The 13,474-nt window shown below is 72.1% G+C and carries 12 protein-coding genes; 6 read left to right on the top strand and 6 right to left on the bottom strand.

Going from position 1 to position 13,474, the window contains the following annotated elements; genetic code table 11:
* The first annotated feature begins 15 nt into the window (after positions 1-15).
* Together AB0J53_RS37305 and AB0J53_RS37310 are read left to right on the top strand one after the other, a co-directional pair.
* Positions 16-1,374, top strand: coding sequence for an FAD-binding oxidoreductase (locus AB0J53_RS37305; RefSeq protein WP_219508314.1), 1,359 nt, complete (start codon positions 16-18; stop codon positions 1,372-1,374).
* Between the two features lie 6 nt (positions 1,375-1,380).
* Positions 1,381-2,640, top strand: coding sequence for a cyclopropane-fatty-acyl-phospholipid synthase family protein (locus tag AB0J53_RS37310; RefSeq protein ID WP_364181047.1), 1,260 nt, complete (start codon positions 1,381-1,383; stop codon positions 2,638-2,640).
* On the opposite strand, the gene AB0J53_RS37315 is transcribed toward AB0J53_RS37310, so the two are convergent.
* Positions 2,641-3,450, bottom strand: coding sequence for an alpha/beta fold hydrolase (locus AB0J53_RS37315; RefSeq protein WP_364181049.1), 810 nt, complete (start codon positions 3,448-3,450; stop codon positions 2,641-2,643).
* Positions 3,451-3,607: 157 nt separating this feature from the next.
* On the opposite strand from AB0J53_RS37315, the gene AB0J53_RS37320 reads away from it, so the two are divergent.
* The gene (locus AB0J53_RS37320) at positions 3,608-4,738 is read left to right on the top strand and encodes an FAD-dependent oxidoreductase (RefSeq protein ID WP_364181052.1); all 1,131 of its coding nucleotides are present in this window, start codon (positions 3,608-3,610) and stop codon (positions 4,736-4,738) included.
* A gap of 6 nt (positions 4,739-4,744) precedes the next feature.
* Here the strand turns inward: AB0J53_RS37320 and AB0J53_RS37325 are convergent, their stop codons facing one another.
* The gene (locus AB0J53_RS37325; protein WP_364181055.1) at positions 4,745-5,608 is read right to left on the bottom strand and encodes an NAD(P)-binding domain-containing protein; all 864 of its coding nucleotides are present in this window, start codon (positions 5,606-5,608) and stop codon (positions 4,745-4,747) included.
* 108 nt (positions 5,609-5,716) lie between these two features.
* Between AB0J53_RS37325 and AB0J53_RS37330 the strand changes: the two genes are divergently transcribed.
* A complete protein-coding gene (locus AB0J53_RS37330; protein ID WP_219508319.1) occupies positions 5,717-6,043 on the top strand; it encodes a helix-turn-helix domain-containing protein in 327 nt (108 codons plus the stop codon).
* A gap of 7 nt (positions 6,044-6,050) precedes the next feature.
* Here AB0J53_RS37330 and AB0J53_RS37335 read toward each other — a convergent pair whose 3' ends face one another.
* The 3 genes from AB0J53_RS37335 to AB0J53_RS37345 form a co-directional block, all read right to left on the bottom strand.
* Positions 6,051-6,581, bottom strand: coding sequence for an AAA family ATPase (locus AB0J53_RS37335; RefSeq protein WP_364181060.1), 531 nt, complete (start codon positions 6,579-6,581; stop codon positions 6,051-6,053).
* A gap of 26 nt (positions 6,582-6,607) precedes the next feature.
* A complete protein-coding gene (locus AB0J53_RS37340) occupies positions 6,608-7,909 on the bottom strand; it encodes a PHB depolymerase family esterase (protein WP_364181063.1) in 1,302 nt (433 codons plus the stop codon).
* Positions 7,910-8,035: 126 nt separating this feature from the next.
* Positions 8,036-9,571 carry a long-chain fatty acid--CoA ligase gene (locus tag AB0J53_RS37345; RefSeq protein WP_219508322.1) on the bottom strand — a complete coding sequence of 512 codons (1,536 nt, stop codon included), beginning with the start codon at positions 9,569-9,571 and terminating at the stop codon, positions 8,036-8,038.
* A gap of 140 nt (positions 9,572-9,711) precedes the next feature.
* Here AB0J53_RS37345 and AB0J53_RS37350 point away from each other — a divergent pair, with 140 nt between their 5' ends.
* Positions 9,712-11,253, top strand: a complete 1,542-nt coding sequence (locus AB0J53_RS37350) for a GMC family oxidoreductase N-terminal domain-containing protein (protein WP_364181066.1) — start codon at positions 9,712-9,714, stop codon at positions 11,251-11,253.
* Positions 11,254-11,256: 3 nt separating this feature from the next.
* Positions 11,257-12,099 carry an alpha/beta hydrolase gene (locus AB0J53_RS37355; protein ID WP_364181069.1) on the top strand — a complete coding sequence of 281 codons (843 nt, stop codon included), beginning with the start codon at positions 11,257-11,259 and terminating at the stop codon, positions 12,097-12,099.
* On the opposite strand, the gene AB0J53_RS37360 is transcribed toward AB0J53_RS37355, so the two are convergent.
* Positions 12,056-13,378 carry a methyltransferase domain-containing protein gene (locus AB0J53_RS37360; RefSeq protein ID WP_364181072.1) on the bottom strand — a complete coding sequence of 441 codons (1,323 nt, stop codon included), beginning with the start codon at positions 13,376-13,378 and terminating at the stop codon, positions 12,056-12,058. The genes AB0J53_RS37355 and AB0J53_RS37360 overlap by 44 nt on opposite strands.
* Positions 13,379-13,474 lie beyond the last annotated feature (96 nt).

A 13,474-nucleotide genomic window follows, 5' to 3' on the forward strand; every position in this document is an offset into this window, starting at 1 on the left:
GGGGGTGCTTGCGTGATGACGACGATGTCCACACACCGGCGGGCAGTAGAGGACATCCGGCGGTCCTATGCCGAGATCCCGGGCGACGCCGCGCCGCGCCTGGCCAAGGCCACGTCCAACCTGTTCAGGTTCCGCGACGCGGGCAAGACGGCCAAGCTGTCGGCACGCGACCTCGACGAGGTCATCAGCGTCGACCCTGAGACGATGACCGCCGAGGTCCAGGGCATGACCACCTACGAGCACCTGGTCGACGCCACGCTCCCGCACGGCCTGATGCCGTACGTGGTGCCGCAGCTGAAGACCATCACGCTCGGCGGCGCCGTGACCGGGCTCGGCATCGAGTCCACCAGTTTCCGCGACGGCCTGCCGCACGAGTCGGTCGAGGAGCTGGAGATCCTCACCGGCGACGGCCGGGTGATCGTCGCGCGTGACGACAACGAGCACCGCGACCTGTTCCGCGCGTTCCCCAACTCCTACGGCACGCTGGGCTACGCGCTGCGCATCCGGATCAAGCTCCGCAAGGTCGAGCCGTACGTGCACCTGACCCACATCAGGTTCACCGACGCCGCCAAGTGCATGCTCGCCATGCAGGAGATCAGTGAGAGCATGGTCCACGACGGCGAGCGGGTCGACTTCGTCGACGGCGTCTTCTTCGACCCGCAGGAGCTGTACATCACGGTCGGCCGCTTCGCCGACCGCGCCCCGTACGTCTCCGACTACACCGGCATGCGGATCTACTACCAGTCGATCCGCAAGCGCAACCGCGACTGGCTGACCGTGCGCGACTACCTGTGGCGCTGGGACACCGACTGGTTCTGGTGCTCGCGCGCGTTCGGCGTGCAGCAGCCCGTGGTGCGCTCGCTGATGCCGCGCCGGTGGATGCGCTCCGACGTCTACCGCAAGCTCGTCGCCCTGGACCGCCAGTACGGGGTGACGGCCAGGATCGACCGGTGGCGCGGGCAGCCGGTGCACGAGCCGGTCATCCAGGACGTGGAGGTCCCGGTCGAGCGCGGCGCGGCGTTCCTGGAGTTCTTCCACGACAAGGTCGGCATGACGCCGGTGTGGATGTGCCCGCTGCGCGCCGGCTCACGCTGGCCCCTCTATCCGCTGGAGCCGGGCAAGCTCTACGTGAACTTCGGCTTCTGGGGCATGGTCCCGCTGCCCCGGGGACAGTTCGACGGCTACTACAACCGGTTGATCGAGAACGCGGTGCACGAGCTCGACGGGCACAAGTCGCTCTACTCGACGTCCTTCTACGCCCGTGATCAGTTCTGGGAGCTGTACAACGGTGACGGTTACTGGCCGGTCAAGCGGGAATACGACCCGGGCGGTCGCCTGCTCGACCTGTACGACAAGTGTGTACGGGGAAGGTGATGGCAGATGGCTCTCGCGTCCATCTTCGAGAAAATCGTAGGCTCGGACGCCAACATCGCGTTCATGGCGTATGACGGCACCAAGGCGGGGCCTGACGGCGCCGACATCGCGATAGAGGTCAAGTCCCCGATCGCGGTCGCCTATCTGGCCCAGGCTCCGGGTGAGCTGGGTCTGGCCAGGGCGTATGTCTCCGGTCACATCGACGTGCACGGCGACCTCTACACCCTGCTCGACCGCATGTGGAACATCACGACCAACGACCTGACGACCGCGGAGAAGCTCGCCGCGGTGCGGTCGCTGGGCGTCAAGCCGCTGCTCATGCGGGTGCCGCCGCCTCCGCAGGAGATGCGGCAGAGCACGCTGGCCCGGCTCGGCTCGCGGCACGCCAAGCAGCGTGACGCCGAGGCGATCCACCACCACTACGACGTGTCCAACCGCTTCTACCGCTGGGTGCTCGGTCCGAGCATGGCCTACACGTGCGCGGCCTTCCCTGAGGAGGACTCCACGCTGGAGGAGGCGCAGTTCGCCAAGTTCGACCTGGTGGCCAGGAAGCTCGGGCTCAAGCCCGGGATGCGGCTGCTCGACGTCGGGTGCGGCTGGGGCGGCATGGTCATGCACGCGGCCGAGCACTACGGGGTCAAGGCGCTCGGCGTGACGCTGAGCAAGCAGCAGGCCGAGTGGGCCCAGAAGGCGATCGCCGACGCCGGGTTGCAGGACCTGGCGGAGGTCCGCTACATGGACTACCGCGACGTCACCGAGTCGGGATTCGACGCGGTGAGCTCGATCGGCCTGACGGAGCACATCGGCGCGGCCAACCTGCGCTCCTACTTCACGTTCCTCAACGGCAAGCTCAAGCCGGGCGGGCGGATGCTCAACCACTGCATCACGCGGCCGACGGGGACCGAGAGGACGTTCAACAAGGGCGGCTTCATCAACCGCTACGTCTTCCCGGACGGGGAGCTGGAGTCGGTGGGCACGCTGATCCGCCACATGGAGGACCTCGGCTTCGAGATCCGCCACGAGGAGAACCTGCGCGAGCACTACGCCAAGACCCTGCGGGTCTGGTGCGACAACCTCGACGCCAACTGGGCCGACGCGGTCGAGGAGGTCGGCATGGGCACCGCCCGCGTGTGGGCGCTGTACATGGCCGGCTGCATCGTCGGCTTCGAGCGCAACAAGGTGCAGCTCCATCAGGTGCTGGGCGTCAAGCTGGACGAGGACGGCCGCTCCGGCATGCCGCTGCGCCCGGCCCGCGACTGGCCCTGATCAGCGGTCCAGCACTTCGTGCAGCGTCTTGGCGAACTCGGCCGGGTGCGTGAGGAAGCCCACGTGCCCGCCGGGAAACTCGGCGATGTCGATGCCGAGCCGCTCGGCCAGGATCTCGGCGGTGCGGCGGCCTGGCGTGTGATGCGTCTCGGCGCCGCTCGCCAGCGTGAACGGGCCCTGGCGCAGGGCCTCCTCGTCCGGCAGGTAGCCGGTGAACGAGCACAGCTCGTAGCGCAGGCAGAACTCCAGGTTGGCCGCCACCCGGGCGAGCATCTCGGCGACCGGCGCGGGCAGCGCCGGGTCCGGGTCGGGCGGGGCCGGCACGCCCAGCGCCTCCGACAGCCGCCGCACCGCGGGCCCGGCGCCGTCGCGGTCGAGGGAGTCGCGCACCTCCGCGAAGAGCGCCCGCCAGCGCGCGGCGTCGGGTAGCAGCTCGGTCAGCAGCGGCTCGTGCGCCACCAGCGCCCGCACCTGCTCGGGCCGCTGGGCGAGCAGGTGCATGCCGACCATGCCGCCGTAGCTGGTGCCGAACACGTAGGCGGGCTCGGCGGTGAGTGCGCGCACGAGCAGGTGGGCGTCGCGGGCGTGCTCGGGCAGCCGCTGCTCGCCCGCCGGCCCGGTCAGGCGGCTGCGGGAGTTGCCGCGCGGGTCGTAGGTGATCACCGTGTAGAGGTCGGCGAGCTGCTGGGCGAGCGGCGCGTACAGGCCGGCGTCGCCGTCGCCGCCGTTGATCAGCAGCAGGACCGGTCCGGCTCCCCGCACCTCGTAGTACAGCTCCGCCCCGGGCACCGCGAGCCTGCCGCTGTCCATCGTCGTCTCCCCGTGATTGACCTGTTTCCCGTTCTGATCGTCCGTGGGAGCCGGGACGTTTCTCCGTGATGCCAACAACTGTAGGCCAACAACTGTTGACTTCGTTGGCCGCGCTGTCTAGCGTGATGCCTACAAGCGTTGGCAATTGGAGGAACCCATGGACGTCCTCATCGTCGGAGCCGGTCCCGTCGGCCTCACCGCCGCCCTCGTGCTCACCCAGCGCGGACACGCGGTGACCATTCTCGACGCCCAGGCCGAAGGCGCCAACACCTCGCGCGCCGCCGTCGTCCACGCCCGCACCCTGGAGCTGCTGGAGCCGTACGGAGTGGCCGCCGCCCTGGCCGGGCGTGGCGTCCACACGCCCCGCTTCACCATCCGCGACCGCGACCGGCTGCTCGTGCCCGTCCCGTTCGGCGACCTGCCCACCCGCTACCCGTACACGCTGATGATCTCCCAGGCCGACACGGAGGCGTTCCTGCTGGCCCGCCTGGAGGAGCTCGGCGGAAAGGTCCTGCGCCCGGTCACGCTGACCGCCCTGGAGCAGGACGCGGGCGGCGTCACCGCCACGCTCGACGACGGCCGGCGGCTGCGCGCCGCCTACCTGATCGGCGCCGACGGCATGCACAGCACGGTACGGGAGGCCACCGGCATCCCCTTCGACGGAGGCACGTACGCCGAGTCGTTCACCCTCGCCGACGTGCGGCTGAGCGGCGGCGTGCCGCACGACGAGGTCATCCTCTACTTCTCGCCCGCCGGGCTCGTCGTGGTCGCGCCGCTCCCCGGCGGCCTGCACCGCGTCGTCGCCACCGTCGCCGAGGCTCCGCGCGAGCCGGACACCGCGTTCGTCCAGGCGCTGCTCGACGCCCGGGGCCCGAAGGCGTCGCCCGCCGTCGTGCACGAGGTCGTGTGGGGCTCGCGCTTCCGCGTCCACCACCGCGTCGCCGGCACCTTCCGCCGGGGCCGCGTCCTGCTCGCCGGGGACGCCGCGCACGTGCACTCCCCGGCCGGCGGCCAGGGCATGAACCTCGGCATCGAGGACGCCGTCACCCTCGCCGAGCTGCTCGCCCGCGTCCTCGACGGCGAGCCCGACACCCTGCTCGACACCCACACGGCCACCCGGCGGCCCGTCGCCGGGAAGGTCGTCGCGCTGGCGGGCCGCCTCACCCGCCTGGCCACCGCCCGCGCCGCCTGGCGTCCGCTGCGCAACCTCGTCCTGACGGCCGCGGGCCGCCTCCCGGCCGTGCGCCGCCGCCTGGCCTGGCAGCTGTCCGGCCTCGACCGCCGCTGACCGGGCTCACGCCGCCCTGAGCAGCTCGATCAGCGCCGAGATGCTCTGGTCGCCGCGCCCCTGCGCCACGGCCCGCTCGATCAGGTCGTGCATCGGCGCCTGCCAGGAGACGTCCACCCGCGCCTCGTCGCCGAGCGCGCGCTCCTCGTCCAGGCTCGCGTGGAAGAGCCCGATGGCGGAGGCGGGCTCGCCGTAGTCGCCGGAGTCGATCTCCCTGGCCAGCTCCGGCAGCACGGACCCGATCATCTCCAGCCATTTGACGGAGTACGGCACCAGCGTGCGCGCCTCCAGGCCCCGGGCGGTCACCAGCGCCGCGCCCTGAAGGAACCCCAGCAGCGCCGGCAGCAGGATGCCGCCCACCGCGCTCTCGTACAGCGCCGCCAGGTCCGGCTCCTCGCCCAGGTGCACGGTGTCGCCGCCGAGGACGCGCAGCGTCTTCTCGTGCTCGTCGAACACCGCCCGGTCGCCGCTGTAGTAGAGCAGCGTGTCCGGCGCGCCCACGGCGGAGGGCACGTTCTTCACCGCGCCGTCGAGGAAGCGGGCGCCGTGCCCGGCGGCCCAGGCCGCCAGGTCGCGGGCCGCCGCGGGCGTCCCGCTGTTCAGGGTGACCAGGGTGCGCCCGGCCAGCGCCCCGGCGGCCGGCTCCAGCGCCTCCCGGGTGGCGGCGTACGTGGTCAGGCAGGCGACGACGAGCGGGCTCGCCGCGACCGCGCCGGCGACGTCCGCCGCCCGCTCGGCTCCCCGGGCGACCAGGGGCGCGGCCTTCTCCGGGGTGCGGTTCCACACGGTCGTCCGGAGCCCGGCGTCGACGAAGGCCCCGGCCAGCGCCGCGCCCATCGAGCCCAGGCCGAGAACGGTCACGTCGGTCATAGGTATTCTCCCATCGGTTGATCAGGTCACATGCTGGCCCCTTCGCTGACATTTGCTCAAGTACCTACTATTTTGTCGGGTACTGACATCGAGGTAAGTGAGGCGCTGATGACACGGACCTTCACCTGCGGGCTCGACGCCGCCATCGCCGTCATGGGCGGCAAGTGGAAGGGCCTGATCCTGTTCGCGCTGGGCGAGGGCCCGGTGCGGTTCGGCGAGCTGCGGCGCGCGGTGCCCGGCATCAGCGAACGGGTGCTGATCCAGCAACTGCGCGAGATGGAGGCGAACGGCCTGGTGCATCGCGAGGTCTACCACCAGGTGCCGCCGAAGGTCGAGTACTCGCTGACGGAGTTCGGCCAGTCGCTCAACACCGCCCTCGCGCCGCTCGGCACCTGGGGAGAAGAGCACCTCGACCGCATCGAGGCCCTCTTCTAGCCGACTTCTAGCCGCCCGTCCCGAGCTCGCGCGCCACGAACCCGGCCCGCTCCTCGACGCTCGCCCGGGGCAGCACGACCAGCTCGTAGCCATATTCCTGGTACGCCGCCACGCAGGCCTCGTAGGTGCGCTCGGCCTCGGCGAGATCCTGCTTGCGCTCGGCGTCCCGCTCGTAGATCTCCGGCCACGGCGGCGCCGCGAACACCCGCCCGTAGCGCACGGCCCGGGCGGCGGCGCGCACGTGCGGCGGGACCGGCAGCCCCGACAGCGTGAGGTAGGCGGCCACGTCCACCACGCCCCGGTCGAACAGCACCGTGCCCTCCTCAGGGGCCTCCCGGTAGGAGCGCAGGTCGAAGGAGAGCATCAGCTCGGCGAACAGCCCGGGATCGGCCCACGGCAGCGCGGCGCCGCCGATGGCCGCCTGCTCCCGGATGATCGCCCGGCCCGCCTCCGGCATGGCGGCGAGCCCGCGTCCGCGCAGAGCCTCGACGAGCGTGCTCTTGCCGGACCCGGGCCCGCCGGTGAAGACGACGTACATGGGACAACCATCCCACCGCCCGGTGGTCAGGCCGTCGCGCAGGGGGAGCCGTTGAGGGTGAAGGCGGCCGGCTCGGCGGTGTTGCCCGAGTGGGTGGCCTGGAAGCCGAACGACGCCGACGCGCCCGGCGCGATCGCCCCGTTGTAGGCGACGTTCCTGGCCGTCACCTGGCCGCTCGACGGCGACAGCGTGGCGTTCCACGCGCCCGTGACGCTCTGGCCCTGCGGCAGCGTGAAGGCCAGCGACCAGGCCGACACCGGGGTGGAGCCGGTGTTCGTGATGGTGACCGCGGTCGTGAACCCGGTGTTCCAGGTGCTCATCGTGTACGTGACGCGGCACCCGCCCGGCGGCGGCGTCGCCGTGGTCGTGGCCGTGGGCGTGATGCTCGGGGAGGTCGTCGGGCCGGGCTCCGACAGGCCGAGGAAGTCGATCGTGGCCCCGGCCATCCCGCCGACCGGCAGGCTGTGGCCCACGCCCTGGAGGCTGACGGCCTCGACGGCCACGTTCGTGCCGGTGCCGCCGTAGCGGGTCCTGGTCCAGGACGGCTGCGGCTGGTCGGTGCGGGCGGGCGTCTGGCTCAGGCCGTGGACGTTCGTCCACTGCTTGATCTGCTCCTGGAAGTTCGGGTAGCGCAGCGTGCTGTCCTCGGTGCCGTGCCAGATCTGCATGCGCGGCCGGGCGCCGCCGTAGCCCGGGTAGGCGGCGCGGACCAGGTCGCCCCACTGCTGCGGCGTCCGGCTGATCTGGCCGTTGGCGCACGCGCTGTTCCAGCTCGACCCGTCGGTGGTGGCGAAGCAGCCGAACGGCACGCCCATGTACGACGCGCCCGCCTCGAACACGTCAGGGTAGGCGCCGAGCAGCACGTTCGTCATCATGCCGCCGGACGAGGCGCCCACCGCGTAGGTGCGGCCGGGGTCGGCGCCGTAGCGCTGCTCGACCCAGCGGACCATGGACACGATGCCGACCGGGTCGCTGCCGCCGTCGTGCCGCAGCGCCTGCGGCGAGGAGACGTCGTAGCAGGAGCCGCTCCTGGTGGCCGACGGGTAGATGACGATGAACTTGTGCCGGTCGGCCAGCGAGGCGAACTCCGTGCCGGAGTAGAACGCCGGCCCGGACCCGGTGCAGTAGTGCACGGCCACCAGCACCGCCGGGCGCGCGCCGACGCCGTCGGGCACGTACAGGTGCATGCGCAGGCCGGTGGGGTTCGTGCCGAAGCCGGTGACCTCCGTCAGCTGGGCCGAGGCGGCAGGCGGCGCCAGGGCCAGCGCCGCCGCGGCGATCGCCACGGCCGCCGCCACGGCTCCCGCGATCCGGGATCTGATGCTCATCGAGTTCCTCTCCCTCGAACTGAAACATTTCGAGTGTGGACAGAAAATTTCGATCGAGCAATGCCCGGACGATGACGCCCTCCCGGCACGCAGCTGGGAGGGCGTCGGCCGATGAAAGTTTCGGCGTCAGCGCAGCTCGCGCTTGAGGATCTTGCCCGTCGCCGTCATCGGGAGCGCGTCACGGAACTCGACCACCCGCGGGTACTTGTAGGCCGCCATGGCCTCGCGGCTCCAGGCGATCAGGTCGTCCTCGGTCAGCGACGATCCCGGGGTGCGGATCACGTACGCCTTGATCTCCTCGCCGTGGGAGTCGTGCGGGACGCCGACGACGGCGGCCAGCGAGACCTCCTCGTGGCCCATGAGGACCTCCTCCACCTCGCGCGGGTAGACGTTGAACCCGCCGCGGATGATCATGTCCTTGGCCCGGTCGATGATGGAGTAGTAGCCGTCGGCGTCCCGGGTGGCGATGTCGCCGGTGCGGAACCAGCCGTCGCGCATCACCTCGGCGGTGGCCTCGGGGCGGCCGTAGTAGCCCTTCATGACGTTGTGGCCGCGCACCGCGATCTCGCCCGGGCCCTCGCCCTCGACGGTCTTCCAGTCGGGGTCGACCAGCCGCATCTCCACGCCCCAGATCGGGGTGCCGATCGTGCCCGGCTTGGTGGGCCGGCCGAGCTGGTTGAAGCTCGCCACCGGCGAGGTCTCCGACAGGCCGTAGCCCTCCAGGATCGGGATGCCGAACGTCTTCTCGAAGTCCTTGAGCACCTCGACCGGCGAGGCCGAGCCGCCCGCCACCGCGATCCGCAGCGTGGACGGGGCCTCCTCGCCGTCGGCGTGGATCTTGGTGAGCAGGGCCCAGTACATGGTCGGCACGCCCGCGAAGAACGTGACCCCCTCGGCGCGCATGATGGCCAGCGCCTCGCCCGGCTCGAAGCGCGGCATCAGCACCAGCGTCGCGCCGCGCATGAAACCGGTGTTGAGGATGACCGTCTGCCCGAAGGAGTGGAACAGCGGCAGCACCGCCAGATAGGTGTCGCCGCCCTCGGTGCGCGGAAACATCTTGTCGTTGACCATGACGTTCATGACCATGTTCTGGTGGCTGAGCTCGGCGCCCTTGGGGCGGCCCGTGGTGCCCGAGGTGTAGAGGATGACCGCGGTGTCGTCGGGCGCGGTCTGCACGGTCTCGAACTCGCCCGACATCCCGCCCAGCGCCGCCCAGATCGACTCGCCGTACTCCGACTCCGTGGCCAGCGCCGTGGCGGGCAGCACGAAGAAGTGCTCGCACCCCTCGGCCGCCTCGAACCCCGCCTTGCCGCGCTCGCCCAGCGGCAGCTCCGGCGTGCCCTCGAAGCAGAACAGCGCCTTGGCGTCGCTGTCGTCGAGGTGGTAGGCGATCTCCCGCGACTGCAGCAGCACGTTGAGCGGCACCACCGTCGCCCCGGCCTTGAGGATGCCGAAGTAGACGAACGGGAAGTAGGGCAGGTTGGGACAGGCGATCGCCACCTTGTCGCCCTTGCCGATGCCGCGCGACACGAGCAGGTTCGCGACCTGGCAGGCCACCGTGTCGATCATGGAGTAGGGCAGTCGCATGTCCCCGAAGACGATCGCGGTGGCATCCGGGGTGTTGCGCGCGCTGTCCTCCAGGACGCTCGACAGGTTGAGCATGCCTTTCCTCCCTCATCCAGGTGCTTGGGCACATCCTGTCAGCCTGACCATACCGACTGGTAGGTAACAGAGGTCACAAGTATGTATGGACGCGCCCCGTCGCCTGGAGTAAGCAAGTAGCACATCACTGAGGAGTGGCCATGGAGTACGACTACGTGATCGTCGGAGCCGGTTCGGCAGGGTGCGTGCTGGCCAACAGGCTGTCGGCGGACCCGGCGGTGACCGTCGCCCTCATCGAGGCCGGAGGCCGCGACGACAAGCTGGAGATCCGCATGCCCGCGGGCTTCGCCAAGCTGTTCAAGACCGGCTACGACTGGGACTACACCACGGCCAAGCAGAGTGAGATGGCCGGGCGTGAGCTCTACTGGCCGCGCGGCCGGGTCCTCGGCGGCTCCTCGTCGATCAACGCCCAGATGTGGGTGCGCGGCTGCGCGCTCGACTACGACCAGTGGGGCGTGCCCGGCTGGACGTACGAGGACGTGCTGCCCTACTTCAAACGCGCCGAGCGCCGGGTCGGCAGCAACCACGGCGGCGTCTACGGCACCGACGGGCCGCTGTTCATCTCCGGGCTGCGCAGCCCCAACGTCACCACCGCCGCCTTCCTCAAGGCGTGCGACGAGCTCGGCCTGCGGCGCGCCGACGAGATCAACGGCCACGTCAACGACGGCTACGGCCCCACCCCCGTCAACCAGGACCGCGGCCGCCGCTGGAGCGCCGCCGACGGCTACCTGCGCCCCGCGCTCAAACGCCCCAACCTCACCCTGATCACCGAGGCGGACGTGAACCGCGTCGTCTTCGACGGCAGGCGCGCCGTCGGCATCGAGCACAGCGGCGGCGCCCAGGTCAGGGCCCGGCGGGAGGTCATCCTGTCGGCGGGCGCCATCGGCTCCCCCTACCTGCTCATGCGCTCCGGCGTCGGCGCCGCCGACGAACTGCGCGACGCCGGGATCGCCGTCGTCCACGAACTGCCCGAAGTGGGCAAGAACCTCCAGGACCACCTGTCGTCCGGCGTGTTCGTCGCCTGCAAGCAGCCGGTCACGCTGACCAAGGCCGAGTCCCTGGGCAACCTGCTCCGCTACATCGTGCTGCGCTCCGGCATGCTCACCACGAACGTCGGCGAGGCCGTCGCGTTCATCCGCACCACGCCCGCCGAGCCCGCCCCCGACATCGAGCTGATCTTCGCGCCCGGCCCGTTCATCGACCACGGCCTCACCCCGCCCACCGGCCACGGCCTGACCGTCGGCGTCATCCTGCTCCAGCCCGAGAGCCGGGGCCGCATCGGGCTCAACGGCCGCGAAGTCCTCGTCGACCCCGGCTACCTGACCAAGGAAGCCGACGTGAAACGGCTCGTGGCCGGGCTCAAGGTGGCCAAGCAGGTGTTCGCCAGCGCCGCCATGAAGCCGTACGCCGGCGGCCCGATGCCCCCCTACACCGCGCCCGAGACCGACGACGAGCTGGCCCAATGGGTACGCGAGCGCGGCGAGACCCTCTACCACCCGGTCGGCAGCTGCCGCATGGGCGCCGACGAGGACGCCGTCGTGGACCCGCAACTGCGCGTGCGCGGCCTCGACGGGCTCCGGATCGCCGACGCGTCGATCATGCCGACGCTCAACCGCGGACACACCCACGCCCCCGCCATCATGATCGGCGAGAAGGCGGCCGACCTCATCGCGGCAGGCTGACCCGTGGAGATCCGGACGATCCACGCCAACGGGGTGGAGTTCGCGTACCTCACCGCCGGGGACGGGCCGCTCGCCCTCTGCCTGCACGGCTTCCCCGACACCGCACACACCTGGCGCCACCTCGTGCCCGCGCTCGCCGCCCGCGGCTACCGCGCCGTCGCGCCGTTCATGCGCGGCTACGCGCCCACCGAGATCCCCGCCGACGCCGCCTACGGCGGCGACGCGCTCGCCGCCGACGCCCTCGCCCTGCACGAGCGGCTCGGCGGCGACGACTCGGCCGTCATCGTCGGCCACGACTGGGGCGCCGTCCCCGTGTACGCCACCGCCGACCGCTTCCGCGCCGCCGTCGCCCTCGCCGTCCCGCCGCCCGCCGTCCTCCGCGCCGCCTTCCTGCACTACGAGCAGCTCAAACGGTCGTTCTACGTGTTCCTCTTCCAGACCGGGCTGGCCGAGACCGCCGCGTCGGCGCCCGGGTTCCTCGAAGGGCTCTGGGCCGACTGGTCACCCGGCTACGACGCCACCCACGACCTGGAGCTCGTCCGCCGCAGCATCGGCGACCCCGCCCACCTGTCGGCCGCCATCGGCTACTACCGGGCCATGCTCGGCGCCACCCCGCCCTCCGGCCGCCACCCCGCCGCCGGAGCCGCCGCCGCCACGCCGATCCTCTACCTCCACGGCGAACGCGACGGCTGCATCGGCGCCGACCTGGTCAAGGACGCCGCCGCCGCGCTGCCGCCCGGCTCCCGCGCCGAACCCGTCGCCGGCGCCGGGCACTTCCTCCACCTGGAGCGCCCGGCGGCCGTCAACGACCTCGTCCTGTCCTGGCTCGGGCCCGCCCGGGGCTGAGCACGACCAGCTCCGGGTGCCGGCCCGACAAACTCACCCGCACCCTCTCCCGTACGGTGAAGCCGTCCGGCACCCCGTCGTGCACCAGCGCCACCACCAGCCCGTCCGCCGCCAGCACCCGCCGCACCTCCCGCCACAGCCTCCCGGGATCCCCGGCCAGCAGCCCGCCCGCCGCGACCTGACGCCCCCACGGCGGATTCACCAGCACCCGATCCACCACCCCGTCCCCCAGCGGAACCCGCCCTCCATCCGCCACCCCCCACCAGAACCCACCGGAAGCGACCGCCACGGGCCCGTCTGCCCTGGAGACGGCCCCGGCGGCGGCGAGCTCCTCCGCGGGGGCGCGGGTGACGGCGGGCTCGCCGGCGGGCGGCCGGTGGGCGTCCGCCGACTCCGGGCGCAGCGGCCCGCCCGGCCTGGTTTCGGCGGGCGTGCGCGGGGTGTGCCCGTTCTCCGGGGACCGTGGCCTGTCCGGCGCGGGGCCGTCTCCGGTGGGCGTCATCCCGTCGAAGGAAGGCGTTGGGGCGGTGTGCAGGTGGGTGGCGTTGGTGGTGGCGGCCGTGATGGCGGCCGGGTTGTGGTCCAGGCCGAGGAAGCGGGCGTGGGGGGCGAGGGCGGCGGCCTCGAGGAGGGTGGTGCCGGCGCCGCAGCAGGGGTCGAGCACGGTGCGGGCGCCGTCGAGGCGGGCGAGGGCCGCCATGGCGGCGGCGAGCGGCGGGTGCAGGCTGCCCGGCACGGACCCGAGCTTGTACGGCCGGCGGTGCAGGGGCCGGGCCGCCAGGCGCAGGCCGATGACGGCGCGCTCGCCCTCGATCGTCACCCGGAACGCCAGGCATCCGGCGGGCGGCACGGCGCCGCCGGTGCGCGAATGGTAGGGCAGCCGCAGCCGGCGGCCCAGCTCGGCCCCGACCGCGTCCTCGATGTCGTGGCGCGTGTAGGCGCGCCGCCCGACGAACGTGGCCGACACCTCGACCCCGAGCGCATCCCGGTGCGGGAGCGGGCGGGGCGGCAGGGCGCGGAGGGCGCGGAGGGCGCGGGCGGCGGCCGACAGGCGGCGCAGGGCGAGGCGGCCGTGGCCGACCCCGTCCACCACGGCCGCCACCAGCAGCACGTCGTCGGCCGTCCGCAGCCCCAGCAGCCCGGGGCCGGGGTCGGCCGTGTCGAACCAGACCTCGCGGTGGCGCAACCCGCGGACGGAGCCGAGCCGGGAACGGTGGATCTCAGCTGCGACCAGGGGTTCGGTGCCATGCACCGTCCTGGCCACGGCAAGGGTGTGCACGTGTCCTTCTCCCATGGAGCGACCCGGGACGGCGGCCGGCCGTCCCGCATCGCCGGCGGTGGGTCATCCGCGACCCGCCGGCGGATCGCTAGCCGA

This window comes from Nonomuraea sp. NPDC049725 (assembly GCF_040674795.1).
Lineage (GTDB): Bacteria > Actinomycetota > Actinomycetes > Streptosporangiales > Streptosporangiaceae > Nonomuraea > Nonomuraea ceibae.